Annotated in this window: 24 protein-coding genes; 17 read left to right on the plus strand and 7 right to left on the minus strand. The window is 63.5% G+C overall.

All coding sequences use genetic code 11. The features are described from left to right. Positions 1 to 35 precede the first annotated feature (35 nt). Together J7548_RS19175 and J7548_RS19180 are read left to right on the plus strand one after the other, a co-directional pair. Positions 36 to 410, plus strand: a complete 375-nt coding sequence (locus tag J7548_RS19175; protein ID WP_290977761.1) for a phage tail protein — start codon at positions 36 to 38, stop codon at positions 408 to 410. A 10-nt stretch (positions 411 to 420) separates the two neighbouring features. Beyond that, the gene (locus tag J7548_RS19180; RefSeq protein ID WP_290977763.1) at positions 421 to 954 is read left to right on the plus strand and encodes a hypothetical protein; all 534 of its coding nucleotides are present in this window, start codon (positions 421 to 423) and stop codon (positions 952 to 954) included. On the opposite strand, the gene J7548_RS19185 is transcribed toward J7548_RS19180, so the two are convergent. From J7548_RS19185 to J7548_RS19195, 3 genes are all read right to left on the minus strand, one after another. Beyond that, on the minus strand, positions 937 to 1863 hold the full coding sequence (locus tag J7548_RS19185; protein ID WP_290977765.1) for a tyrosine-type recombinase/integrase: 927 nt from the start codon (positions 1861 to 1863) through the stop codon (positions 937 to 939). The genes J7548_RS19180 and J7548_RS19185 overlap by 18 nt on opposite strands. A gap of 160 nt (positions 1864 to 2023) precedes the next feature. Continuing rightward, positions 2024 to 3112 carry an aminopeptidase gene (locus J7548_RS19190; RefSeq protein WP_290977767.1) on the minus strand — a complete coding sequence of 363 codons (1089 nt, stop codon included), beginning with the start codon at positions 3110 to 3112 and terminating at the stop codon, positions 2024 to 2026. Beyond that, positions 3093 to 5198, minus strand: a complete 2106-nt coding sequence (locus J7548_RS19195; protein WP_290977769.1) for a molybdopterin oxidoreductase family protein — start codon at positions 5196 to 5198, stop codon at positions 3093 to 3095. The genes J7548_RS19190 and J7548_RS19195 overlap by 20 nt, the downstream gene beginning before the upstream one ends. A 107-nt stretch (positions 5199 to 5305) precedes the next feature. On the opposite strand from J7548_RS19195, the gene J7548_RS19200 reads away from it, so the two are divergent. After that, a complete protein-coding gene (locus tag J7548_RS19200) occupies positions 5306 to 6145 on the plus strand; it encodes an AraC family transcriptional regulator (protein WP_290977771.1) in 840 nt (279 codons plus the stop codon). 7 nt (positions 6146 to 6152) lie between these two features. Here J7548_RS19200 and J7548_RS19205 read toward each other — a convergent pair whose 3' ends face one another. Together J7548_RS19205 and J7548_RS19210 are read right to left on the minus strand one after the other, a co-directional pair. Continuing rightward, positions 6153 to 6782 (minus strand): LysE family translocator, encoded by a 630-nt coding sequence (locus J7548_RS19205; RefSeq protein WP_290977773.1) that lies wholly within the window; start codon positions 6780 to 6782, stop codon positions 6153 to 6155. A 145-nt stretch (positions 6783 to 6927) separates the two neighbouring features. Beyond that, positions 6928 to 7395: a hypothetical protein gene (locus J7548_RS19210; RefSeq protein ID WP_290977775.1), complete on the minus strand. Its 468-nt coding sequence runs from the start codon at positions 7393 to 7395 to the stop codon at positions 6928 to 6930. A 291-nt stretch (positions 7396 to 7686) separates the two neighbouring features. On the opposite strand from J7548_RS19210, the gene J7548_RS19215 reads away from it, so the two are divergent. Both J7548_RS19215 and J7548_RS19220 read left to right on the plus strand, forming a co-directional pair. Next, positions 7687 to 8040, plus strand: a complete 354-nt coding sequence (locus J7548_RS19215) for a DUF1304 domain-containing protein (RefSeq protein ID WP_290977777.1) — start codon at positions 7687 to 7689, stop codon at positions 8038 to 8040. 177 nt (positions 8041 to 8217) lie between these two features. Then, on the plus strand, positions 8218 to 8937 hold the full coding sequence (locus tag J7548_RS19220) for a DUF4088 family protein (protein WP_290977779.1): 720 nt from the start codon (positions 8218 to 8220) through the stop codon (positions 8935 to 8937). A gap of 72 nt (positions 8938 to 9009) precedes the next feature. Here J7548_RS19220 and J7548_RS19225 read toward each other — a convergent pair whose 3' ends face one another. Together J7548_RS19225 and J7548_RS19230 are read right to left on the minus strand one after the other, a co-directional pair. Further along, positions 9010 to 9753 (minus strand): DUF3047 domain-containing protein, encoded by a 744-nt coding sequence (locus tag J7548_RS19225; RefSeq protein ID WP_290977781.1) that lies wholly within the window; start codon positions 9751 to 9753, stop codon positions 9010 to 9012. Positions 9754 to 9984: 231 nt separating this feature from the next. Continuing rightward, positions 9985 to 10959 (minus strand): LysR family transcriptional regulator, encoded by a 975-nt coding sequence (locus tag J7548_RS19230; protein WP_290977783.1) that lies wholly within the window; start codon positions 10957 to 10959, stop codon positions 9985 to 9987. A gap of 157 nt (positions 10960 to 11116) precedes the next feature. Here J7548_RS19230 and araD1 point away from each other — a divergent pair, with 157 nt between their 5' ends. The 12 genes from araD1 (at position 11117) to J7548_RS19290 (ending at position 23361) form a co-directional block, all read left to right on the plus strand. Beyond that, positions 11117 to 12112, plus strand: a complete 996-nt coding sequence (gene araD1, locus J7548_RS19235) for an AraD1 family protein (RefSeq protein WP_290977785.1) — start codon at positions 11117 to 11119, stop codon at positions 12110 to 12112. A gap of 236 nt (positions 12113 to 12348) precedes the next feature. Then, positions 12349 to 13032, plus strand: coding sequence for an amino acid ABC transporter permease (locus J7548_RS19240; RefSeq protein ID WP_290977787.1), 684 nt, complete (start codon positions 12349 to 12351; stop codon positions 13030 to 13032). A 9-nt stretch (positions 13033 to 13041) separates the two neighbouring features. After that, positions 13042 to 13692, plus strand: coding sequence for an amino acid ABC transporter permease (locus J7548_RS19245; RefSeq protein WP_290977789.1), 651 nt, complete (start codon positions 13042 to 13044; stop codon positions 13690 to 13692). Then, the gene (locus J7548_RS19250; protein WP_290977791.1) at positions 13676 to 14410 is read left to right on the plus strand and encodes an amino acid ABC transporter ATP-binding protein; all 735 of its coding nucleotides are present in this window, start codon (positions 13676 to 13678) and stop codon (positions 14408 to 14410) included. The genes J7548_RS19245 and J7548_RS19250 overlap by 17 nt, the downstream gene beginning before the upstream one ends. A 68-nt stretch (positions 14411 to 14478) precedes the next feature. Then, positions 14479 to 15285 (plus strand): transporter substrate-binding domain-containing protein, encoded by an 807-nt coding sequence (locus tag J7548_RS19255; protein WP_290977793.1) that lies wholly within the window; start codon positions 14479 to 14481, stop codon positions 15283 to 15285. A gap of 66 nt (positions 15286 to 15351) precedes the next feature. Continuing rightward, the gene (locus J7548_RS19260; RefSeq protein ID WP_290977795.1) at positions 15352 to 16887 is read left to right on the plus strand and encodes an altronate dehydratase family protein; all 1536 of its coding nucleotides are present in this window, start codon (positions 15352 to 15354) and stop codon (positions 16885 to 16887) included. Positions 16888 to 17041: 154 nt separating this feature from the next. Next, the gene (locus tag J7548_RS19265) at positions 17042 to 18217 is read left to right on the plus strand and encodes a fumarylacetoacetate hydrolase family protein (RefSeq protein ID WP_290977797.1); all 1176 of its coding nucleotides are present in this window, start codon (positions 17042 to 17044) and stop codon (positions 18215 to 18217) included. A 16-nt stretch (positions 18218 to 18233) separates the two neighbouring features. Further along, positions 18234 to 18998: an SDR family oxidoreductase gene (locus tag J7548_RS19270; RefSeq protein ID WP_290977799.1), complete on the plus strand. Its 765-nt coding sequence runs from the start codon at positions 18234 to 18236 to the stop codon at positions 18996 to 18998. A gap of 171 nt (positions 18999 to 19169) precedes the next feature. Further along, complete coding sequence (locus J7548_RS19275) at positions 19170 to 20078, plus strand: SMP-30/gluconolactonase/LRE family protein (RefSeq protein WP_290977801.1); 909 nt, start codon at positions 19170 to 19172, stop codon at positions 20076 to 20078. A gap of 35 nt (positions 20079 to 20113) precedes the next feature. Next, positions 20114 to 21619: a glycerol kinase GlpK gene (gene glpK / locus J7548_RS19280; RefSeq protein WP_290977803.1), complete on the plus strand. Its 1506-nt coding sequence runs from the start codon at positions 20114 to 20116 to the stop codon at positions 21617 to 21619. A 204-nt stretch (positions 21620 to 21823) separates the two neighbouring features. Beyond that, entirely contained in the window at positions 21824 to 22378 is a 555-nt protein-coding gene (locus J7548_RS19285; protein WP_290977805.1) for an acyloxyacyl hydrolase, read from the plus strand. Positions 22379 to 22587: 209 nt separating this feature from the next. After that, positions 22588 to 23361 (plus strand): hypothetical protein, encoded by a 774-nt coding sequence (locus tag J7548_RS19290; RefSeq protein ID WP_290977807.1) that lies wholly within the window; start codon positions 22588 to 22590, stop codon positions 23359 to 23361. Positions 23362 to 23690 lie beyond the last annotated feature (329 nt).

The following is a 23690-nucleotide window of genomic DNA, read 5'->3' on the forward strand; positions in this document are numbered from 1 at the left end:
TTTCAACGCCCATTAGGGCATAACAGGAGTTAAGAATGGACGAATCTCTCGGCCAAATTCCGGCCTATCAAAGTGACGTATTTGGTTTTTATTCGCATGAAACCGTTGCAAATGAGTTTGCACAGGCACGCGGCTCATACAACGTTCCTTATGGCGCGTTGCTGGAAAAACCCGCGCCGGCTCCCGAAGGCTGCTGCAATTTCAAGGTCGGCATGAGTTGGGCTGTTGTTGAGGATCACCGCAACGATAAGCTTTGCCGTGCCGATACAGGCGAAGAGTACGTTCTTGGCCGAACGGTGGTGGTGGATGGTGTGGGAGTGTGCTACGTCGGCGCCGGGCCTATCCCGGTCTGGCTGGTGACCCAAGAACTGAACCAGGTACAAGCGCCGGAAACGCCTTTGATCGGATAACGGAGCACACATGTTATTCATCATCATATTGCTATCGATCTGGCGTGCAGTCCTGGATATCGGCTTTTCCTGGCTGATCGCTTTCTGGTTTGTCAACTGGTGGGCGCCACTTTTCGCCGTGCAAACACGCTACTTTGATCGCGGCATCGAGAGAACGGGCTACAAGCTGCCGGTATGGCTGGCCTGGTTCGACACGTTTGATGCTGATCTTGACCAGGGCGTGAGGGATGGAACGATCAGTGGCCCATCGCCGTACTGGAATCGGGTTAAATGGCTATACCGCAACTGCGGATACGGTTTCAGTTACTGGGCGTTAGGACTGGAGTTCATGCCCAAGAACTGGCGGGTGATCAAGGCTGATGCCACGACCTTTATTGCAATGGGAAATGGCTATTTCAGCTTGCACATCGCCCGCTTCGGTATCCAGGTTAAATTCGGCTGGAAGGTCTGGAATTGCTACAACCGGCACACTCAGCAATGGGATGCAGCACCGTGGGGGCCGGTTTGGCGAGTTCCGTTTGTGTTTTCAATCTCTCGGGCGTGATAGCGAGGCGGACTGTAGACGCTTGATTTGAGCAATCTGCTGGCGGCCAAGTGAACTGCGCGCAATCTTTCGCGCCAGTTCACGCCCATCCGGGTGGTAATAGCGTAGGAGCATCCTGGTATCCTTCCAGCCCCCAGTTTTTGCCAACTGATGCATTTCCAGCACCGGCGCCAGTGTGGAGGTGGCTTCGTGACGAAGGTCATGTAGTCGCAAGTTTTTGAAATATTCCGGCTGTGGCTTGCGGCCGTATTTGGCACAAAGTGCTTCGTAATTCTTTCGTGCACGTCGCCGCGCACGAATAAATGCCCTGGTTACTGAGCTTGGCTTCATGCTGAAAATGTTCCCTCGCAATGGCTTGCCCGCCAGGAATTGACGAAGTACTTCCAAGGCCCAGGGAGTTAAAGGCACACGGCGAGCGGTTCCATTCTTAGTATCAGGTAGGAAGACGATGCCGTAGCGCAAATCGACGCGCTCCCGACGGATGCCGCATATCTCTGAGCGCCGCATGAGGCTTTCGGCAGCCAGCGTCGCAATGACAGGCAGTTCTTTCGACTGTGTGGCCTGCATGACCCATTCGAACTCTGAGCGAGGACATTCGCTTTCTGGGACGCCTCGCAGGCGGATTTGCTTATATAGGCGCCGGTCTCGGGCATCATCAACAGTGGGTCTCCTCACAAGTTCGACAGGGTTGGCCAAGTCCGGCCAGCCCCAATCCTTGCGCAGTACTGTGAAGACATGAGATAGGAACGCCAGGCGCCGCACGATGGTCGCGGCCTTGTAATTGGCTGACCAATCGTCTCGGATAGCGATCAGGTCGGTATTGCGGATGCGATCAACTGGGCGGCCGGCCAACCTGGTGCATAACCAGGTGCGGGCAATGGAGCGCTCGGTGGCCGTACCTTTCTTCAAGGGGGAGACCTCGGCGACGTAGCGGGTAATGGCGGTAGCGAGGGTTGGGGCAGAGAGACGGCGAAGACGCATAAATTTCGGGATATTTACAGAAATCCCAAAATCAAGCCAAACCAGTGTTTAATTCTCGTATCAAATTCAAACGGGCTTTATCCCAAATTCAAAGCCGCTTTACTAGCGGATCGCCGAGAGCGGCATGGCGCGCGGCCTTGTCCATCTGCGCCAGCTGCTTCACCTTCGCATAAAAGTCCGGAAAACCGCTGCTGCGCGCGAACAACGCCTTGAACGCCGGCACCAGGTCGTGATACGCCCCCACCAGCGCCAGGTGCGCATTGGACAGCGGCATGGCGAACCAGCGGTCGTAGCCGGCATAACCGTCCCAGCGCTGCGTCTTCATCTGCGCATATTCGGCGCGCAGCGCGTCGAAGATCTGTTGCTTGCGTTCGCGCTTGACCTCGTCCGGCGCATCGCTGTCGTAATTGGCTTCCAGCTTGTCGCGGTATTTGTCCAGCAAGGCGAGGAAATCCTGCTTGCGCCGATAGAAGCGGCGGTAGGCCGCGATCATCTTGTCGTCATGCCGGGCCGCCAGCCAGCGGTCGACGCCGATCTCTTCGACCGCGACGGCGAAACCTTCGTTGAACGGCGTATCGTCGCGCGCATAGACGGTCTGGTGCGCCAGCTCATGGAAGATCAGGCGCGCCAGTTCGCCATCCGGGTATTGGATGAAAGTGGAAATCACCGGATCGTTGAACCAGCCCAGCGTCGAATACGCCGGCACACCCACCACCTGCACGTCATAGCCTTGCCGCTGCAATTGCGCGCCATAGGCCTGCGCCGCCTCCTGGCTGTAGTAGCCGCGATAGTCGACGCAGCCGGCGATAGGGAAACACCACTGGTGCGCCTTGAGCGAAAGTTCGGGCGCCGCCACCACGTTCCACAGCACGAAGGGTCGGTCGAGCTGGGCATAGGTCTTGTAGCTGCCGTTGTCGGGCAAACCCAACTGGTCGACGGCGAAACGCCGGATCTCGCGCACCGTCTGCAATTTGGCCTTCAGGTCCGGCTTGGCGTTGGGATCGGCGATCCAGGCATCCAAAGGCCTGGCCTGCGCCAACAGGGAGAACTGGCCGTGCGCCGCCTGCGCGTAATAGGAAAGCGAGGTACAGCCGGCGGTCGATACCACGACCGCCGCCAGCGCTGCCAGCGCTGCCAGCGTTGCCGCGCGCAGCAGATCAGGCCGCGGCGACCGCATCCCCGGCCAGCTTTTCGACCTGCACCAGCACATCGTAGAACGTCGGCGCGTTGCCCATGTCGGTCAGGCGCTGGCTGGTGACTTCATTGGCGTTCTTGCCGTCGGCGGCGAATTTCTTCCACCAGATCGACAAGCCGACCACCAGGCCGCAGCGTGCCTTGTCGGTCACGCGCACACGCGCCTGCAGGCTGCCGCGGTCGTTGAAGATGCGCACCATGCCGCCGTCGGCGATGCCGCGCGCGGCGGCGTTGGACGGATGCATGTCGAGATGCGGTTCGCCTTCGGTGTCGCGCAGGCTCTGCACGTTGACGAAGGACGAATTGAGGAAATTGCGCGCCGGCGGCGAGATCATCGCCAGTGGATACTTCGCACCCAATTGCGGATTGCTGGCCACCGATTCGTAAGGCGGGATGTAGGCCGGCAGCGGATCGAGCCCGGCCGCCTTCATCTGTTCTGAATAGAACTCGCACTTGCCCGAAGGCGTGGCGAAACCGCCGTCGGCGAATGGCGCGGCCGGCATGGACAGGCGCTGCCAACCCTTTTCCTTCAAGGCATGCCAGTCGTAGCCGGCGCTGTGCGGATGGTCGCGGCGGAAGGCGACGGCGGCGATATCGTCGTCGCTGTCCTTGAAGCAGCCCTCGCCGAATCCCATCGCCGCGGCCAGCAGGCGGAAGATCTCGGTGTTCGGCTTGGCCTCGCCCAGCGGCGCGATGGCGGCGTTGTTGGCCATCATGTAGACGTGGCCGTAGGTGGCATGCACGTCCACATGTTCCAGCTGCGTGGTGGCCGGCAGCACGATGTCGGCATAGTCGGCGGTATCGGTCTGGAAATGTTCCAGCACCACCGTGAACAGATCTTCGCGCGCGAAGCCCTCGGCCACCTTGGCCGATTCGGGCGCCACCGCGACCGGGTTGGAGTTGTAGACGACCACGGCTTCGATCTTCGGGCCGAACGCCGGCGAAGCCGGCTTCAGCAATTCGTCGCCGATGGTGCTCATGTTGATCACGCGGGCCGGCGCACCGTGGCGGGCGGCCAGGTCGGGGCGGGACAGCGCGGCATTATCCTTGGGGAAGGAATCCGAAGTCGACAGCTGGATGCCGCCGGACGGATGGCGCCAGGCGCCCACCAGCGCCGGCAGGCAAGCGATGTTGCGCGCCGCCATGCCGCCGCCGCGCACGCGCTGCAGGCCGTAGTTGGCGCGGATCATCGCGCCTTCGCCGGCCAGGGCCACGCGGCCGTATTCGCGCGCCAGGCCCAGCACTTCCTCCGCGCCGATGCCGCATACTTCGGCGGCGCGCTGCGGCGTCCATTCGGCCACGCGCGCCTTCAACTGTTCAAACCCCAGCGTGTGGCGCGCGATGTAGTCGTGGTCCAGCAGGTTTTCATTCACCAGCACATGCATCATGCCCAGCGCCAGCGCGGCGTCGGTTCCCGGCAGCAGGGCGATGTGCTGGTGGCATTTCTCGGCCGTCAGCGAGCGGTAGGGATCGATGGCGATGATGCGCGCGCCGTTGCGCTTGGCCGCCTGCACGCGGGTCCAGAAATGCAGGTTGGAGGCGATCGGGTTGCCGCCCCAGATCAGGATCAGCCTGGCGTCGTTGACCTGTTCCAGGTCGGTGCCGATGCGCGCGCCGATGGTGTAGCGATAGCCGGCGCCGCCGGCCGAGGCGCAGATGGTGCGCTCCAGCTGCGACGCGCCCAGGCGGTTGAAAAAGCGCCCCGCCATCGACTCGCCCTGCACCAGCCCCATGGTTCCGGCATAGCTGTACGGCAGGATCGCCTGCGGATCGCGCTGCGCGATGGCGCCCAGGCGCGCGGCGATGGTCGCGATCGCCTCGTCCCAGCTGATGCGCTCGAACTTGCCTTCGCCCTTCTTGCCGACCCGGCGCAGCGGATGCAGCAAGCGGTCCTTGTGGTAAGTGCGTTCGGTGTAGCGCGATACCTTGGTGCACAGCACGCCGGAAGTGGGCGGATGCTCGGGGTCGCCGCGCACTTCGGTGGCGACGCCGTCTTTCACCGTCACCAGCAAGGCGCAGGTATCGGGGCAATCATGCGGGCAGGCGGCCCGGACTATCGTGGTGGACATGGCAGATCGGCTAAAAACGTAAAGGCAGGATGGGCCGCAATCCTGGCTGCGGCAAAGCGGATACTTTATCTTAAAATGCACGTTCTCAACGCTGACTGCCTGCAACGATGCCGACCTCCCTCCATTTCTGGCGCGACCCCGCCCTGCCCTTCCTGGAAGGGCGACGCGCCACCGGCAGCCTGTCGTGCTATGCGCCGCATACGCACCCGACCTTCTCGATCGGCATCGTCGATGCCGGCCGCAGCACCTTCGCGCTGACCCGGCGCAGCACGCCCATCGTTCCCGGCGACGTGGTGCTGGTGCGCGCGGGCGACGTGCATAGCTGCAATCCGGAAGACCTGCAGCGCTGGAGCTACCGCATGTTCCACATCGACCAGGCCTGGCTGCGCGACCTGCTGGCGGAATCCCCCGACACCTGCCGCCTGCTGGAAACGATGGAGTCGCAGGTGATCCGTTCGCCGCAGGCGGTGCAACTGATCGACCGCATGACGGCCGCGCTTGATGGCGGCAAAGGCAGCAATGGCAGTAAAAGCAATGACGGCGCGGCCGGGGAAGCCGAAGTCATCACCTGCCTGCATGAGCTGATGCTGCTGTGCGCCGAAGCCGGCGGCGCGCAAACGGCCGGGGAAAGCGGTGACGCCCGCGGCCTGCAGGATGCCTACGATTACCTGCTGGCGCACTGCCGCGAACGCATCGGCCTCGACACCCTGGCGCAGGTCGCCGGCGTCGGCCGCTACCAGTTGATCCGCCTGTTCCGCCGCCGCTACGGCCTGACGCCGCATGCGCTGCAGCTGGACATGAAGATCAACCAGGCGCGCAGCCTGCTGCGGCAAGGCGCCAGCGCCGCCGACGCCGCCTACGATACCGGCTTCGCCGACCAGAGCCATTTCCACCGCGCATTCAAGTCGCGCGTGGCGGCCACGCCGGCGCAATACCAGAACCGCTGACCGACGCTCAGCCCCGGGCCAGCGCCAGGGCTACGGCCGCTACCATCAGCAGCAGGCCGGCGCAGCGTTCGACCATCGGCAAGCTGCTCTCCAGCCATTCCACGGCCCGGCGTTGTGATATTGCGCACACCAGCGCCGCATCCCATGCGAACACCGCGGCAAACATCCAGGCGCCGTACAGCAGCTTCAGCCCCGCGCCGGCCTGCGCCCCTACCATCAGCGTGAACAGGCCGAGATAGAAGATGCCGTTCTTCGGATTCAATATCGCGGACAAAAAGCCCGCGCCCATGCCGGCGGCAAACCCCGCCCGGCGGCGCGCCTCCGCCTGCCCGGCACCGGCCAGCGCCTGCGGCTTCAGGCTGGAATGCATGAACAGCCACCCCAGCCAAGCCAGATAAATGCTGGCCGCCCATTTCATTACCGTCAGCAGCGCCGGGCTCTGCTGCAGCAAGCTGAATCCGGCCAGCGCCAGCGCGATGTACAGGCCGTTGGCCAGGGCGATGCCCAGGCTGGCGCCGATGCCGTTGCGCCGCCCGTGGCGCAGCGAATTGCGCACCAGCAGCAGGAAATCGGGACCGGGGCTGGCCAGGGCAAGGAAATGGGCCGAGGCCAGCAAAAGGAATTCGGAAGTCGGCATGGAGGCTCTCGCTCATGGCAATGATGAAGAGCCGCATGCTAGGCAAGCCGCGCCAAGCTGTATTGAACAAAATTGCGCGTAGAAATGGAAATGGAAACGGAAACGGCGCCGACTGCCGCCGGCGCCGCGTTTCATCGCATTCGCATCAATGCGCCAGGATCGCCACCGCCTGGGCGCCGTAGGCGATCAGGTAACCGCCGTGCCGGTGCTGCCAGCTTTGCGCGGTCGCCATGTCCGGGAACCAGTTGCTCTCGAAATCGCGGAACATGCCAAGGTCGAAGCGGTAGCGGTCCAGCAGCGAGGACGGCCGCGCATCGACCTGGCGCGCGCACGACTCCCAGCTGGGAAAGCCGATTTCGCGCGCCAGCGTGTGCAGCACATGCTTGAGCTGCAGGCTGCCGCGCAGGGGATGCAGCTCGGCCACGGAAATTTCCGGCGTCACCTGCATGGCGACGATGCGCCGCAGGATGGGCAATGCCTCGCTGCTGCGCGTGGAACGGGCCGAACGCAGCAGCCGCTTGGCATAGCGGCGCAGGAAATCGCTGTTGGCGAGGGTGTTGCCGAAGCCTGGTTCGGCGATATGGATGGCGCGGGGGAATTGGGTCGACCACATTACGTTTGTTCCTTTCATGCGTCGTCTCCCGCCACGACTATCAAGGTTCAACGTCTGTGTTCAAATTGAACTGAAATGCTGCTTCGTCAGACGGCAGGTGCATCGGCTTTCGCGGGAATGGGCGCCCTGCCGCGCCCGAAGCCGGATTCTATCCGCAGCGGCGCCGGTCTGCCAAGCCGGCGGTGGCGGCGATGCGACAATTCTCCGCGCCTGCGCCCGGCATTGGCGGGGCCGGCGCTTTCGGGCATGATCGCGAAACCGTGCCGGCTCTAACGACAAAAGGAGAAAACCTTGCAAATGCTCGCCACCGCCCTGCTCATCCTGATCGCCATCGAACATGTCTGGATCCTGGTGCTGGAAATGTTCCTGTGGACCAAACCCATCGGCCTGAAGACCTTCCGCCAGTCCAGGGAAGCCGCCGAGGCTTCGCGGGTGCTGGCCGCCAACCAGGGCCTGTACAACGGTTTCCTGGCCGCCGGCCTGTTCTGGGGCGTCGCCGCCGGCGAGCGCCCGGTGCAGTTCTTCTTCGTCGCCTGCGTGCTGGTGGCCGGCATCTATGGCGGGCTCACCGCCAAGCGCTCGATCCTCTACATCCAGGCCTTGCCGGCACTGCTGGCCTTGCTCGCCCTGCTGGCGGCGCGCTGACCCGATAGCCGGCGCGGCAAGACCTGCCGGAATTTCCCCGGATAAAGTTTTCCGCCGATCCGGCCGATAATCATTATTCACGGTTGCCTCCTCACAAAAAACGTGAAGAAATGACAACCACCGGCCGACAGTCTGCGATGCCGGCACGACAACACCAAACACGTTCGGGGAACGGCAATGAAACAGATCAAACTCAACCTCAAGGATGAGGTCTACGAAACGCTGCAGCGCGATTACAAGAACTTCGTGCGCCTGTCGACGAAAATCGATTCCGGCTTCGTCTCCCCGACATTCGACGGTTTCCTGCTGGCCAAGGTATCGGAAAACCCTCACTTCCTGACCGAGGAAGGCGTGCAGCACCTGATGCTGTCGGGCCAGTACGCCTGGGCCAAGCGCGCGCTGGACAAGGATTTCCCGGATGTGGTGGAAACCCTGGTCACGCAAGCCTCGAACTATGGTTTCTATATCGCCGTGCGCCACGACTGGAGCACCGACGACCTGGTGGCGGCATCCAAGGCCTGGGCCACATCCATCGTCAAGCAGTCCAAGGGCGACGAGACGCAGATCGACGTCCTGGCCGTGCAGATCAAGAATTCGGCGACCAACATCAACGTGGTGCAGGAAAAGCTGAAGACGCCGGCATCGCAGCTGGCGCATGCGCTGGTGCAGGAACTGCGCGAGACGCATGTCGCCATCGAGCATGCCTCCGGCCTGGTGGCGCGCGAAAAGCTGGGCGCGCTGCGCAGCCTGCTGCGCCTGGGACGCGCCTACGGCAACGTATCGGAAAAGGCCGAGCAGGAAATGATCGAGCGCCTGAAAGCGCAAAAGCCCTGGCTGTTCGAGGAAGGGCCGAAGGGATTCTGGGGCCACGTCGCCGCCTGGTGGCGCGGCGTGTGACGGCGCAGATGAAATAAAAACGAACAAGGCCTGCCGGCATACATCGGCAGGCCTTGTTCGTTTTACCGAGGCTTACTCGCCGCCGTCGGCCTCGCGCATGAGCCTGATGTCGCCGTACCAGGCTTCCACCTGCTGGCCGGTGTTGTCGGTATCGGTCAGCACGCCCACACCGATCAGCCGGCCCGGCTTCTCGCCGAAAATTTTCTCGTAGTCTTGCGCAACGTTGCGCTGGTATTGCACCCACTGGCCGACCTTGGCCGCCCCGCTCTCGGCCACCATCATCTGGATGCGACCGGTGCGCGTGTTGGCGATGACGGTGCCGGCCGGCGCCTTGTTTTCCCAGATGTACATCAGCGTGGCATAGGGCAGCTCATGCCCAGTCAGCAGCTTGGCGGTATCGAACAGGATGGTGTCCATCAGCGACAGCTTGTCGTGGTCGCCGTCGAAGGCCAGCACGATGCGCACCGGCGAATCCTCGGTCTCGCGCTGGGTGTTGTCGGCGGTGGGAATCAGGGCCGAGGTCTTCCAGCTCCATGTCAGCCAGGGCTTCTTGTTGACGTCGATATTGACCGGGTGGCGCAGGCCGGACGATGCCTTGTCGGCGTAAGCGTGCAGCACCGTGCGGCCGGCCTCTTCCACGAGCTGGTAATCGGTGGTCTTTTTCCGGCGCGTAAACAGCAGCGGCTCCCACTCCGCCGGCAACCCGCCCGCGGGATTGGTGGAAAACAGCGCCAGCGCGCGGTCCAGTTTCGCCTGCTTGGCGGCCGCCTCGGGCGACAAGGACGACGGCTTTTGCCCGGCGCAGCCGGCCAGCATCAAGGCGCCTGCGACACAGGCGGCGCCAAGCGCTGCGCGCGCGGGGAAGACGGATATGGTGGAGAACGCCTGGGAGCGGACTGCGGCAAAACGGGGAAAACGCGAAATCATGAAGACCAACCGGAAGAACGGCCACCCCGGCCGCGAACGAAGGCTAACAGGAAAACTCATCGGCGGGAAATCAGGAAAAACCCGGCGTCGCGCCCAAGCCACGGCCCGCCCGGTCCCACGTCAGTTCTGCTGGCGCAGGATCTGGATGAACATCTTCGCCAGCGAGGACAGGGTCGTGTTCTTGCGCGTGACGATGCCGTAATGCTCGATCCGGGTTTTCAGCCCCACCGGCAGGATGCACAGCATCTGCTTGGCGGCGAAGAAATGGGCGATGTCCAGCGGCATGACGGCCACCATGTTGGACTGCGCCAGCAGCGTCACCGTCACGAACGGCGAGGCCGTCTCGATCACGTTGCCCGGCACTTTCAGGCCCTCCAGCTTGAACTCATGCTCGATCCAGATGCGCATGGGCATATTGCTCGAATACAAGATCCAGGCCGCGTCCGCCAGTTCCTGCAGACGCACCTTCTGCGCGGTGGCCAGCGGATGGTCGATGCCGCTGACGATGCACATCGGTTCGCCGCGCAGCATCTCGTAGTTGTACAGGTTGGACTGGGCGCTGACCGAGGAGCGGCCGATCATCAGGTCGATGCGTCCCTGGTCGAGCAGCAGCAACTGGCGCGCGCTGGTGTCCTCGGTGATTTCGATGGAAACGTCCGGCTGGATCTCGCGCAAGCGCGACAGCGCGCGCGTGACGAAAGGCGCCGCGCCCATGATGGTGCCGATGGACAGGCGGCCGCCACGGCCGCTGATCATGTTCTGCAGCTCATCGCGCAGGTTGGCGACGTCGCTTTGGATCAGGCGCGCGTAGCGGATCACGCAGCGCCCCAGCTCGGTGGCCTCGATGCCGCGCGGCGAGCGGTCGAACAGGGTGACGCCCAGCGCGTCTTCCATTTCATGCAAGGCCTTGGTCGCGGCCGGCTGCGTCATGTGCATCACTTCGGCCGCCTTGTGCAGCGAGCCTTGCTCATCGAGCGCCGTCAGCAGGGCGACCTGGCGGAAACGCAGGCGGCTGACGATGGAGCCGACCGTGGGCAGCTCGCTCCCGGCCGTCTTGAGTTGGTTATCACCCGATGAATTAAGCTCATTAGACATCGTTTTGTAAGCCTCTTATATTCGGTGCTGCGAAAAACCACAATGCTAGCGCATCTATCAGCCAGCCAAGGCGATGTGCAAAAAAAGCAGGTAATTTTTTCTGGCGCCGCAGCAAATTCCTGCCGCCTGCGAAACAAGAACGAGCATCGGAGACAAGGTGAGGCTGATTCAATTTTCGGACCGTGAAGGGGCGCGCCGCGTCGGCATCGTCAACGGGACGAATATCCAGGTGCTGTCGGAGGTGGCCACCATGCGCGAGCTGGCGCTGCTGGCCGTGCGCAGCGGCAACGGCCTCGAACGCCAGGCCCAGCTGCTCAATGGAAATCGCCTGGAAGACTACGCCGCGATCCTGAAGGAACAACGCATCCTGGCGCCGCTGGACCACGAGGACCCGGCCCATTGCCTGGTCTCCGGCGCCGGCGTGACGCATCTGGGCAGCGCCTCCACGCGCGACAAGATGCACCGCAAGATCGATGGCGAGGACATGGCCAAGACCGACACCATGCGCATGTTCGAATGGGGTCTGGAAGGCGGACGCCCCGGCGCGGGCAAGGTCGGCGTGCAGCCGGAGTGGTTCTACAAGGGCGATGGCGGCGTCGTGGTCGCCCCCGGGCAACCGTTCCCCTGCCCCGACTTCGCGCTGGATGCCGGCGAGGAACCGGAGCTGGTCGGCCTGTATGTGATCGACGACGAAGGCTGCCCGCGGCGCCTCGGCTTTGCCATCGGCAACGAATTTTCCGACCACGTGATGGAGCGCCGCAATTACCTGTACCAGGCGCATTCGAAACTGCGCCATTGCTCGTTCGGCCCGGAACTGCTGGTGGGCGCGCCGCCCGCGCACCTGGTCGGGATGACCCGCATCCGCCGCAACGGCCGCGTGATCTGGGAACAGGAATTCCTGGCTGGCCAGGACAACATGTGCCACAGCATCGAGAACCTGGAGTACCACCACTTCAAGTACAACCGCTTCCTGCGCGCCGGCGACGTGCACGTGCATTACATGGGGGCGGCCAACCTGTCGTTCGCCTCCGGCGTGCGCACGCAGCAGGGCGACAGCTTCGAGATCAGCATCCCCGACTTCGGCGAGCCGCTGGTCAACGGCATCGAAAAGATTGAAACCAGATTCGGCATCGGCGGCGTCAAGGCCCTGTGAACCTGGCAAAAGGCGTTGGCCAACCGTCAAGAATTGCCGCAAGGCGCATGCAGTACTGCAGCAACAAGCCACCTGGCGCATGGGCCGGAAAGAGCCCGCCAGGCGTCCAACCTCAGGTAACAAGAAAGAAAGGAGATCACTTCATGCCGACAGCCCCGCACTCCCCGACAGGAACGGCGCGCCTCTGCCGCCGCCGTACGTAATCCTGCCACCCGCCCCGTTCCACCGGAGTATCAATGAATTACACATTTGATTTCATGAGTGTGTTCGCCAACTGGGACCGCCTGCTGTACGGCGCCTGGCTGACGATCCAACTCTCCGCCCTGTCCATCGTGCTCGGCTTCGTGCTCGGCACGCTGTGCGCGATCGCCTACAAGAGCAAGAACTGGCTGCTGCACGGCCTGGTGAAGGCTTACGTGGAGATCATCCGCAACACGCCGCTGCTGGTGCAGGTGTTCCTGGTGTTCTTCGGCCTGGCCAGCATCGGCTGGAAGCTCTCCGCCGAGACCGCCGCCGTGATCGCGCTGACCGTCAACGTCGGCGCCTACACCACCGAGATCATGCGCGCCGGCATCGGCTCCATCCATCCCGGCCAGATCGAAGCGGCCGAATGCCTGGGCATGTCCAAGTTCCATGTCTACTGGCACGTGGTGCTGCTGCCGGCGGTGGAGCGCGTCTATCCGTCGCTGACCAGCCAGTTCATCCTGCTGATGCTGGCCTCGTCGATCACCTCGCAGATCTCGGCCGAAGAGCTGACCGCCACCGCCAACCTGGTGCAGTCGGAAACCTTCCGCAGCTTCGAGGTGTATGCGGTGGTGGCGGTGGCCTACCTGGCGCTGTCCTTCCTGTTCCGCGCGGCATTCTGGCTGATCAGCCAGGTCGCGTTCGTCCGCAAGCGCAAGCTTGGCACCAACCTGTAAGGAGTCAACGTGAATTCATTTAGCTTTTTGCACGTTGAATACTTGCTGCAAGCGGCAGTCTGGACCGTAGTGCTGTCGCTGGTGGCATTCGCGTTCGGCGGCGTCGCCGGCATCGTGATCGCGCTGTGGCGCGTCTCGCCCAACAAGGCGCTGCGCACCATCGCCAGCTGGTATATCCAGATCGTGCAGGGCATCCCGCTGCTGGTGATCCTGTTCGTGGCCTACTTCGGCCTGGCCATCGCCGGCTTCAAGCTGACCCCGCTGGTGGCGGCCGGCATCTCGTTTGCGATCTACTGCGCGGCCTTCCTCGGCGAAATCTGGCGCGGCTGCATCCAGGCGGTGCCCAAGACCCAGTGGGAAGCGTCCGAATGCCTGGGCTTCAACCGCTACGAGCAACTGACCAAGGTGATCCTGCCGCAGGCGTTCAAGATCGCCACGCCGCCGACCGTGGGCTTCATGGTGCAGATCGTGAAGAACACCTCCCTGGCCTCGGTGATCGGCTTCGTCGACCTCGCGCGCGCCGGCCAGATCATCAACAACTCGACCTTCCAGCCCTTCACCGTTTTCGGTTGTGTGGCGCTGATCTATTTTTGCCTGTGCTACCCGCTGTCGGCGTTGTCCAAGCATTTTGAAAGGAAATTGAATGTCAGCAATCGTTAAGATCAAGGATCTGCACAAGAGCTTCGGCACGAACAAGGTGTTGAACGGCGTTTCGCTGGACGTGCAGAAGGGCCAGATGGTGGCCATCATCGGCCGCAGCGGTTCGGGCAAGAGCACCCTGCTGCGCTGCCTCAACGGCCTGGAAAAGGTCGACTCGGGCGACATCAGCGTATGCGGCCACGACATCCACCATCCCGACAAGCTGGACCTGCGCGAATTGCGCAAGCAGGTCGGCATCGTGTTCCAGAGCTACAACCTGTTCCCGCACCTGACGGTGGAGCGCAACATCACGCTGGCGCTGACCACCATCAAGAAGATGTCCTCCGACGAAGCCAAGAAGATCGCGCACAAGGTGCTGCAGCTGGTCGGCCTGGAGAACAAGAAGGAAGCCTATCCGGAACAGCTCTCCGGCGGCCAGGCCCAGCGCGTGGCGATCGCCCGTTCGCTGGCGATGGCGCCCGAGCTGATGCTGTTCGACGAAGTGACCTCGGCGCTGGATCCGGAACTGACGGCCGAAGTGCTGAAGGTGATGGAAGACCTGGCGCGCGGCGGCATGACGATGGTGCTGGTCACCCACGAAATGGCCTTCGCCCGCAAGCTGGCCGACGTGCTGGTGTTCATGCACCAGGGCCAGGTGTGGGAAGTGGGCCCTCCGGACGAACTGTTTTCCAACCCCAAGACCGCCGAGCTGCAGAAATTCGTGGCCAGCGACCTATAAGAAGACGCATTGCATACCTCATCAAGACGACGTACCCAAGCAGCACCTTTTCATCTCAGGAGACATAAATGAAAAACTTGTTGAATTTCACCAAAAAAGCCGCCGCCGTCGTAATCGGCCTGGCCTGTTTCGCACAAGCCGCGCACGCCGACGCCCTGGCCGACATCAAGGCCCGCAAGAAAGTACTGGTCGCCATCGACCTGGGCGCGCCGCCGTTCGGCATGACCAACGCCAAGCTGGAACCGCAAGGCTCGGACGTCGAAACCGCGCGCGCGCTGGCCAAGGACCTGGGCGTGGAACTGGAAATCGTGCAAGTCACCGGCCCCAACCGCATCCCGTTCCTGATGACCGGCAAGGCTGACATGGTGATCGCTTCGTTCTCGATCACGCCTGAGCGCCAGAAGGTGGTGGCGTTCTCGCAGCCGTACGGCGCTTCGCAGTTCGTGGTGGGCGCGCCCAAGAGCGAGAACATCAAGAGCCTGAACGACCTGGTCGGCAAGCGCGTGGCGGTGGTGCGCGGCAACATGCAAGACACCCTGCTGACCCCGATCGCGCCCAAGGGCACCACCATCGTGCGTTTCGATGACGACGCCACCGTGACCGCGGCTATCGTCTCGGGCCAGGTGGATGCGTTCTGCACCCCGAACTCGCTGGTCAACGCCGTGGCCAAGCAAAACCCGTCCAAGCACATCGAGCCCAAGGTCGTGATCAAGGATATCCCGTACGCCATCGGCATCCGCAAGAACGAGCCGGCGCTGGAAAAGTGGCTCAACGACTGGATCAGCGTCAACCTGAAGAATGGCAAGCTGGCCGGCATCTACCAGCAATGGGTGGGCAGCCCGATGCCTGACCTGTCGCAATTCGCAGCCAAGTAATCCCGAAGCCCGCGCCAGCGCCTCCGCCTGGCGCGGACTGTTTTAAACGTTCTCACCGAGATCATCATGAAACCTATTTCTCCCATCATTCGATTGAATCCCGTCGATGATGTCGTCATTGCGCGCCGCCAGCTGATGTCCGGCACGGTCCTGGAAGAGGAAGGCGGCCTGAAGGTGCAAGGCCTCATTCCCGCCGGCCACAAGATGGCGACCCGCGCCATCGCCGCCGGCGAGCCGATCAAGCGCTATGGCCAGATCATCGGCACCGCCAGCCAGGCCATCGAGCCGGGCCAGCACGTGCATACGCACAATCTGGCGATGGCGGAATTCTCGCGCGAGCACCACTTCGGCGCCGACGTCAAGCCGGTCGACTTCGTCGCCCAGCCTGCGACCTTCATGGGCATCGTGCGTCCCGACGGCCGCGTGGCCACTCGCAACTACATCGGCGTGCTGACCTCGGTGAACTGCTCGGCCACGGCCGCGCGCGCGATCGCCGATTACTTCCGCCGCGACATCCATCCGGAAGCGCTGGCCGACTTCCCCAACGTCGACGGCGTGGTGGCGCTGACCCACGGCCTGGGCTGCGCGGTGGATTCGCAAGGCGAACCGCTGCAGATCCTGCGCCGCACGCTGGCCGGCTACGCCAAGCATCCCAACTTCGCCGCCGTGCTGGTGGTTGGCCTGGGTTGCGAAACCAACCAGATCTCTGGCCTGATGGAAAGCCACGACCTGAAGGAAGGCGAATATTTCCATACCTTCACGATCCAGAGCACCGGCGGCACCGCCAAGACGGTGGCGCTGGGCATCGAGAAGATCAAGAAGATGCTGCCCAAGGCCAACGACATCAAGCGCGAGCCGGTGCCGGCCAAGCACCTGACGCTGGGCCTGCAGTGCGGCGGTTCTGACGGCTACTCGGGCATCACCGCCAACCCGGCGCTGGGCGTGGCGGTCGACCTGCTGGTGCAGAACGGCGGCACCGCGATCCTGTCGGAAACGCCGGAAATCTACGGCGCCGAACACCTGCTGACGCGCCGCGCGATATCGCCCGAAGTGGGCCAGAAGCTGCTGGCGCGCATCGACTGGTGGGAAGAGTATTGCCGCAAGAACGATGCCGAGATGAACAACAACCCGTCGGCCGGCAACAAGGCGGGCGGGCTGACCACCATCCTGGAAAAGTCGCTGGGCGCGGTGGCCAAGGGCGGCACCACCAACCTGGTGGACGTCTACAAGTACGCTGAAACGGTGACCGCCAAGGGTTTCGTGTTCATGGACACCCCGGGCTACGATCCGATCTCGGCCACCGGCCAGGTCGCCGGCGGCGCCAACGTGATCTGCTTCACCACCGGCCGCGGTTCGGCCTATGGCTGCGCGCCGTCGCCGTCGCTCAAGCTCGCCACCAATACCGCCCTGTGGCAGCGCCAGGAAGAAGACATGGACATCAACTGCGGCGAAATCGCGGACGGCACCGCGACGCCGCAGGAGATCGGCGCGCGTTTCTTCCAGATGATCCTCGACACCGCATCCGGCAAGAAGACCAAGAGCGAATTGCACGGGTACGGACAGGATGAGTTCGTTCCCTGGCATATCGGCGTCTACACCTGAGCCGTATGCCTGCCGCCGGCGCCGATGCCGGCGGCATGTTGCTTGCGCAGCCGGTTGCGGGCCGCCGGCAAAGCGCCTTTCCCAAGGGCGTTTTGCCAGCGGTTCCCCCAAAGCCACGCGGTCCGTCCGCCCCAACAACCAAGGAGTCAAGAAGATGGCACATGCATTCACCCTCCAGGCGCACCTGCCTGAAGACCACGTACAAGCGACATTGATCGGGCGCATCTGGCAGCCCGGCGTCGGCCCGGTGCTGGTCAAGGCCGACGCCGATGGCGTGTACGACCTGAGCAAGCTCGCGGCGACTTCCAGCCAGTTGCTGGAACTGGACAATCCGGCCGCCGCCGTGAAGGCCGCCGGCAGCCTGCCGCGCCTGGCTTCGCTGCAGGAGCTGCTGGACAACGCCGATGCCGCCAAGCGCGACACCTCCAAGCCCTGGCTGCTGGCGCCGATCGACCTGCAGGCGGTCAAGGCCAGCGGCGTGACCTTCGTGGCCAGCATGCTGGAGCGCGTGATCGAGGAGCAAGCGCGCGGCGACGCCGGCAAAGCCGAATCGGTGCGCAAGGCGATCACCGCGGTGATCGGCGACAACCTCTCCAGCGTCGTGCCCGGTTCGCCCGAAGCCGCCAGGCTCAAGGACGTGCTGCTGGAACAAGGCGTGTGGTCGCAATACCTGGAAGTGGGCATCGGCCCCGACGCCGAGATCTTCACCAAGGCGCAGCCGCTGTCTTCGGTCGGCCTGGGCGATGAAGTCGGCATCCATCCGAAATCGGCCTGGAACAATCCGGAACCCGAGATCGTACTGGCCATCAACAGCCGCGGCAAGGTGGTCGGTGCCACGCTGGGCAACGACGTCAACCTGCGCGACTTCGAAGGCCGCAGCGCCCTGCTGCTGGGCAAGGCCAAGGACAACAACGCCTCTTGCGCGGTCGGGCCTTTCATTCGCCTGTTCGACGCAAACTTTTCAATTGACGACGTGCGCCGCGCCGAACTTACAATGCGGGTGGACGGCACCGAAGGCTTCACGCTCAAGGGCAGCAGCTCGATGGCCATGATCAGCCGCGATCCGCTGCAACTGGTGGAACATGCGATCGGCCCCAACCACCAGTATCCGGACGGGCTGGTGCTGTTCCTGGGCACCATGTTCGCGCCGACCCAGGACCGCTTCGGCCCGGGCCAGGGCTTCACCCACCAGGTGGCCGACATCGTGACGATCGCCACGCCCAAGCTGGGCGCGCTGGTCAACACCGTGAACTTCAGCGACAAGACCGCGCCCTGGACCTTCGGCCTGACCGCGCTGCTCAAGAACCTGGCGCAACGCAAACTCATCTAAAAGCAAAGGAACACACATGTCTGCATCCACTGGACGCCTCGCCGGCAAGACCGTACTGATCACCGCCGCCGCGCAAGGCATCGGCCGCGCCTCGACCCTGATGTTCGCCAAGGAAGGCGCGCGCGTCATCGCCACCGACATCAGCCGGCAGCACCTGGACGCGCTGGCCGGCACCGCCGGCGTGGAAACCCGCATCCTGGACGTCACCGACGATGCCGCCATCAAGGCGCTGGTCGCTGACATCGGCGCCATCGACGTGCTGTTCAACTGCGCCGGCTATGTCGCCGCGGGCAACATCCTGGAGTGCGACGACAAGTCCTGGGATTTCTCGTTCAACCTGAACGCCAAGGCGATGTTCCACACCATCCGCGCGGTGCTGCCGGGGATGCTGGCCAAGAAGGCCGGCTCCATCGTCAACATCGCCTCGGCCGCTTCCAGCGTCAAGGGCGTGGCCAACCGCTTCGCCTACGGCGCCTCCAAGGCGGCGGTGGTGGGCCTGACCAAGTCGGTCGCGGCCGACTTCGTGGCGCAGGGCATCCGCTGCAACGCGATCTGCCCGGGCACCATCGAGTCGCCATCGCTGGAACAGCGCATCGCCACCCAGGCCAAGGAAACCGGCAAGACCGAAGCCGAAGTGCGCGCCGCCTTCGTCGGCCGCCAGCCGATGGGCCGCATCGGCAAGGCGGAGGAAGTCGCCGCGCTGGCGCTGTACCTGGCTTCCGACGAGTCGAACTTCACCACCGGCTCGATCCACATGATCGACGGCGGCTGGTCGAACTGAGCGGACCGGGCGCGGATCGGGGAGACCCGGTCCTGCTTCCGGCCAAAAGGGAAACGGCATGCGCCCCATGGGCCGCATGCCGTTTTTCATGGCCGCCGCATTCTGCTGCACAGGTTTGTGAATCGGCGACGGCGGCGCATAATGTGCCTTTCCGCCAATCCGCACCGTCCCATGACCGACACCTCCCTGCCGCCCCCACCGATCGCCGCCGCCTTTGAGCAACCGATGCTGCTGGGCGAATCGCCGCTGTGGCATGCCGAAGAGGCGGCGCTGTACTGGATCGACATTCCCGGCAAGGCGGTGCATCGCCTGCATCCCGACAGCGGGCGGCACCAGTCCTGGCCGATGCCGCAGGAACCCGGCGCCATCGTCAAGCACGCCCGGGGCGGGCTGGTGGTGGCGCTGCGCTCCGGCATGGCGCACCTCGACACCGAGACCGGCGCGCTGTCGCCGCTGCTGGCGGCCCCCTACGACACCACCCGTATCCGTTTCAACGACGGCCGCTGCGATGCCGACGGCCGCTTCTGGTGCGGCACCATCTACGAGCCGCGCGACCGCGAAGCGGGCACGCTGTACTGCTTCGAGCGCAACAGCCTGCGCGACGCCCACCATCCGGTGACCACCTCCAACGGCGTCGCCTTCAGCCCCGACCAGCGCCTGATGTACCACTCGAATACGCCGGCGCACCGCATCAACGTCTACGACTACGACCTGGCTACCGGCACCGCCGGCAATTGCCGCCTGCTGCGCCAGTTCGACGCCGACAAGAGCGCGCCCGGCTACGGCGGCCGTCCTGACGGCGCCGCGGTGGACAGCGAAGGCGCTTATTGGTGCGCCATGTTTGAAGGCGGACGTGTGCTGCGCTTGTCGCCGCAAGGTGAGATCCTGAAAGAGATCCGTTTGCCGGCGCGCTGCCCGACCATGCTCGCCTTCGGCGGCGCCGACCTGCGCACGCTGTACATCACCACCGCGCGCAACGGCCGCAGCGACAGCGAACTGCAGCAATATCCGCTGTCCGGCTGCGTGCTGTCGCTGCGGGTGGACGTGCCGGGCTGCCTGGAGTACAGCTACCGCCCCTGAAAACCACAAGAAAACCAGCATCGGGAGACAACGCCATGAGCCGCTACCTGCTCGCGCTCGACCAGGGCACCACCAGTTCGCGCGCGATCCTGTTTGACCGCCAAGGCCGCATCGCGGCCATCGAGCAAAAGGAATTCGCGCAGCATTACCCGCAATCCGGATGGGTGGAGCACGATGCCAACGACATCTGGCGCTCGCAGCTCGACGTCGCCCAGGCCGTACTCAGGAACAGCGGGGTGACGGCCGGCGACATCGCCGCCATCGGCATCACCAACCAGCGCGAAACCACGGTGGTATGGGACCGCCACAGCGGCGAACCGGTCTGCCCCGCCATCGTATGGCAGGATCGCCGCACCGCCGGCCTGTGCGACCGCCTGCGCGACGAAGGCCGGGAGGAACTGTTCACGCGCAAGACCGGCCTGGTGCTGGACGCGTATTTCGCCGGAACCAAGCTGAACTGGATCCTGGAGCATGTGCCTGGTGCCCGCGCCCGCGCCGAGCGCGGCGAACTGGCGTTCGGCACAGTCGACTCCTGGCTGGTCTACAAGCTCAGCGGCGAGCATGTCACGGACAGCAGCAATGCCTCGCGCAGCCTGCTGTTCGATATCCACCGCGGCGAATGGGACGATGAGCTGATGACCGTGCTGCAGGTGCCGCGCTCGATGCTGCCGCGGGTGGTGGCCAGCAGCGGCATCGCCGCGCAGGCGAAAGCCGGCTGGTTCGGCGCTCCCCTGCCGATCGCCGGCATCGCGGGCGACCAGCAGGCCGCCACCTTCGGCCAGGCCTGCCTGCGCGAAGGCATGGTCAAGAATACCTACGGCACCGGCTGCTTCATGCTGATGCAGACCGGCGCGCAGGCGGCGGTATCGAAGAACAAGCTGTTGACGACCATAGGCTGGACCCTGGCGGCGGAAGATGGCGCCCCGGCCCGGCCTTCGTACATGCTAGAAGGCAGCGTGTTTGTCGCCGGCGCAGTGGTGCAATGGCTGCGCGACGGCCTGGGGGTAATCGAGAAGTCCTCCGACATCGAGGCGCTGGCGGCGCAGGCGCCGGACAATGGCGGCGTCTATTTCGTGCCGGCCTTCACCGGGCTCGGCACGCCGTACTGGGATCCATACGCGCGCGGCAGCATCAGCGGCCTCACGCGCGGCGCGACCAAGGCGCACCTGGCCCGCGCCGCGCTGGAAAGCATTGCCTACCAGACCGCAGACGTGCTGGAGGCAATGCAAAAGGATGCGGCCATCCCGCTCGCGGAGCTGCGCGTGGACGGCGGAGCCTCGCGCAACGATTTGCTGATGCAGTTCCAGGCGGACATGCTGGGCGTGCCGGTGGTGCGTCCGCAGGTCACCGAAACGACCGCGCTGGGCGCGGCTTACCTGGCCGGACTGGCGACCGGATTCTGGCATTCCCAGGAAGAGATTTCCGCCCTGTGGCAAATCGAGCGTCGTTTCGAGCCGGCGATGGATGCCGGCTTGCGCGATGAGCTCCTGATGCGCTGGCGCAAAGCGGTTGGGTGTTCGCGGGGATGGATGCAGGACTGAAAGCAGGCCTGCCCCCGCCCTCGCCCGCGGCCCTTTTCACGCCCGGTTGCGCAGGCGGCGAAGCGGGACGAGGCCAAAATCAGACACCTGAGTATGCATTTGTAACAATTGTGAGAAAATAATGCGTTACTGCGGAGCAGCACCCGCGCCGGATTTCATCGGAAACCATTCCATCCATACTATTTACGCGTCGAGAGAATACTTATGACTAAATTGAAGAGCCTGGTCGCCAAACTTGCATTTGCCGGCATCGCTTCCATCGCCATCCAGGCGCCGAGCTACGCTGTCGATGGCATGTCGCTGGAATACGGCACCGGCAACAATACCCAACTGGTTCGTCTGGGCGCGCAATGGAACTGGGGCCCGAACTGGAATTTCTGGCAGTCGAACGGCACCCATATCGCCGGCTACTGGGATCTGTCGCTGGCCAACTGGCGCATGAACCACTACAACAACACCAATGACAGCGGCAACCTGGTCGACATCGGCCTGACCCCGGTGCTGCGCTTCCAGCGCGATGACGGCAAGGGCCTCTATGGCGAAGCCGGCATCGGTGTCCACCTGTTCTCCAAGCTGTACCGCAACAACGATAAGGTGCTGTCGACCGCATTCCAGTTCGGCGACCATATCGGTGCCGGCTATGTGTTCAGCAATGGCCTGGACCTGGGCATCCGCCTGCAGCACTTCTCCAACGGCGGCATCAAGCAGCCTAACGGCGGCGTGAATTTTGCCGTGGCGCGCGTGGCCTACAAGTTCTGATGCGGCTTGTCCGCTGTTAAAAGGAAGCCGGCTGATGCCGGCTTTTTTTATTTCAGTTGAAACCAGCCCCCCATTTTCTGCAATAGAACTGCAATGCGCGCTTGGCAAGATCCTCCTCGAGCCGCAGGAAGTCCGGGCATCTGGTTTGGCGGCCCACAATCGCATAGCGCGTCTTATCCCGCTGCCGACATAACACACAGGAGAAGAGCATGAACAAGATCGCGAAGACACTCGCCACCGCCGTACTGGTTGCCGGCGCCGGACAAGCGCTTGCCGAAGTCAAGCCGACCTTCGCGCTGGGAACCGAACTGTATGAAGAAACCTATCGCGAGTGGGTCGATGGCCAGCGCTTCATGAAGGAACGCGCGTCGATGACGGCCATCACCGGCGACCTGCATCTCGCCTTCGACCAGCAGAACGCGCTGCGCGTCGCCGGCCGCTACGCCTGGGGCACCAGCGACTATACGGGGGCCTACCAGGGCATGCCGTACGGCTCTCTGACCGACTCGGGCCAGGCGCGCCGCGCATATGACATCCGGGCCACCTATGAATGGACCACGTTCTCCATGCGCTATCCGTTGACCGCATCGGTCGGCGCCGGCTACCGCAACCTGGTGGACCGGCTGGACCAGAGCGGCCCCGGCGGCTATCGTCGCGAGTCCGAATATTTCTACGGGACGATCGGCATCGGCACCGCCATGAAGGTCGGCGATGGCTCCTGGACGTTCTCTCCCAAGATGTCGTACCAGCACTTGCTGCGCGGCTTCCAGCACTCCGGCGACGACCTCAATGCCCAAACCAAGGGATACGGCCTGGAAGTGTCGACCGCCTTGTCCCGTCCGCTGGGCGCCGGCTGCGCCAGCCTCACCCCGTTCTACCGCTATTGGAAGATCGCCGACAGCAAGATGAACTACGCCGCCGGCATCATGGAACCGCAGAACCAGACGCATGAATTCGGCATCAACCTGTCGTATCGTTTCTGATCCGTATCAGGCCCCGACGCAAACGGCCCGCTGCGCAAGCAGTGGGCCGTTTTTGTTTATCTGATCTGGGAAACCGGGGGAGATGAGTGGATATCAAGCGGCGCCAAAAGATATGCGGTATCCATCGGTGTGGAGCTTCTTGGGGCTCTCAACGGCTCGAAGAGAGGCAATGAATAAGAAGTAAAAGATAGGAAGTAAAACTGGCGCCGCAAAGCAAAAACCCTCGTTACGGCAGTAACGAGGGTTTTTGGGGATAACAAGCCTGACGATGACCTACTTTCACACTGGTTGCAGCACTATCATCGGCGCGAAGTCGTTTCACGGTCCTG

Source organism: Herbaspirillum sp., assembly GCF_017744395.1.
GTDB lineage: Bacteria > Pseudomonadota > Gammaproteobacteria > Burkholderiales > Burkholderiaceae_D > Herbaspirillum.

Coding starts and splice junctions, on each gene's coding strand:
- J7548_RS19175 (WP_290977761.1), top strand. CDS start 36: ATGGACGAATCTCTCGGCCAAATTCCGGCCTATCAAAGTGACGTATTT.
- J7548_RS19180 (WP_290977763.1), top strand. CDS start 421: ATGTTATTCATCATCATATTGCTATCGATCTGGCGTGCAGTCCTGGAT.
- J7548_RS19190 (WP_290977767.1), bottom strand. CDS start 3,112: ATGCGGTCGCCGCGGCCTGATCTGCTGCGCGCGGCAACGCTGGCAGCG.
- J7548_RS19195 (WP_290977769.1), bottom strand. CDS start 5,198: ATGTCCACCACGATAGTCCGGGCCGCCTGCCCGCATGATTGCCCCGAT.
- J7548_RS19200 (WP_290977771.1), top strand. CDS start 5,306: ATGCCGACCTCCCTCCATTTCTGGCGCGACCCCGCCCTGCCCTTCCTG.
- J7548_RS19205 (WP_290977773.1), bottom strand. CDS start 6,782: ATGCCGACTTCCGAATTCCTTTTGCTGGCCTCGGCCCATTTCCTTGCC.
- J7548_RS19210 (WP_290977775.1), bottom strand. CDS start 7,395: ATGTGGTCGACCCAATTCCCCCGCGCCATCCATATCGCCGAACCAGGC.
- J7548_RS19220 (WP_290977779.1), top strand. CDS start 8,218: ATGAAACAGATCAAACTCAACCTCAAGGATGAGGTCTACGAAACGCTG.
- J7548_RS19225 (WP_290977781.1), bottom strand. CDS start 9,753: ATGCTGGCCGGCTGCGCCGGGCAAAAGCCGTCGTCCTTGTCGCCCGAG.
- J7548_RS19230 (WP_290977783.1), bottom strand. CDS start 10,959: ATGTCTAATGAGCTTAATTCATCGGGTGATAACCAACTCAAGACGGCC.
- J7548_RS19240 (WP_290977787.1), top strand. CDS start 12,349: ATGAATTACACATTTGATTTCATGAGTGTGTTCGCCAACTGGGACCGC.
- J7548_RS19250 (WP_290977791.1), top strand. CDS start 13,676: ATGTCAGCAATCGTTAAGATCAAGGATCTGCACAAGAGCTTCGGCACG.
- J7548_RS19255 (WP_290977793.1), top strand. CDS start 14,479: ATGAAAAACTTGTTGAATTTCACCAAAAAAGCCGCCGCCGTCGTAATC.
- J7548_RS19260 (WP_290977795.1), top strand. CDS start 15,352: ATGAAACCTATTTCTCCCATCATTCGATTGAATCCCGTCGATGATGTC.
- J7548_RS19265 (WP_290977797.1), top strand. CDS start 17,042: ATGGCACATGCATTCACCCTCCAGGCGCACCTGCCTGAAGACCACGTA.
- J7548_RS19270 (WP_290977799.1), top strand. CDS start 18,234: ATGTCTGCATCCACTGGACGCCTCGCCGGCAAGACCGTACTGATCACC.
- J7548_RS19275 (WP_290977801.1), top strand. CDS start 19,170: ATGACCGACACCTCCCTGCCGCCCCCACCGATCGCCGCCGCCTTTGAG.
- glpK (WP_290977803.1), top strand. CDS start 20,114: ATGAGCCGCTACCTGCTCGCGCTCGACCAGGGCACCACCAGTTCGCGC.
- J7548_RS19285 (WP_290977805.1), top strand. CDS start 21,824: ATGACTAAATTGAAGAGCCTGGTCGCCAAACTTGCATTTGCCGGCATC.
- J7548_RS19290 (WP_290977807.1), top strand. CDS start 22,588: ATGAACAAGATCGCGAAGACACTCGCCACCGCCGTACTGGTTGCCGGC.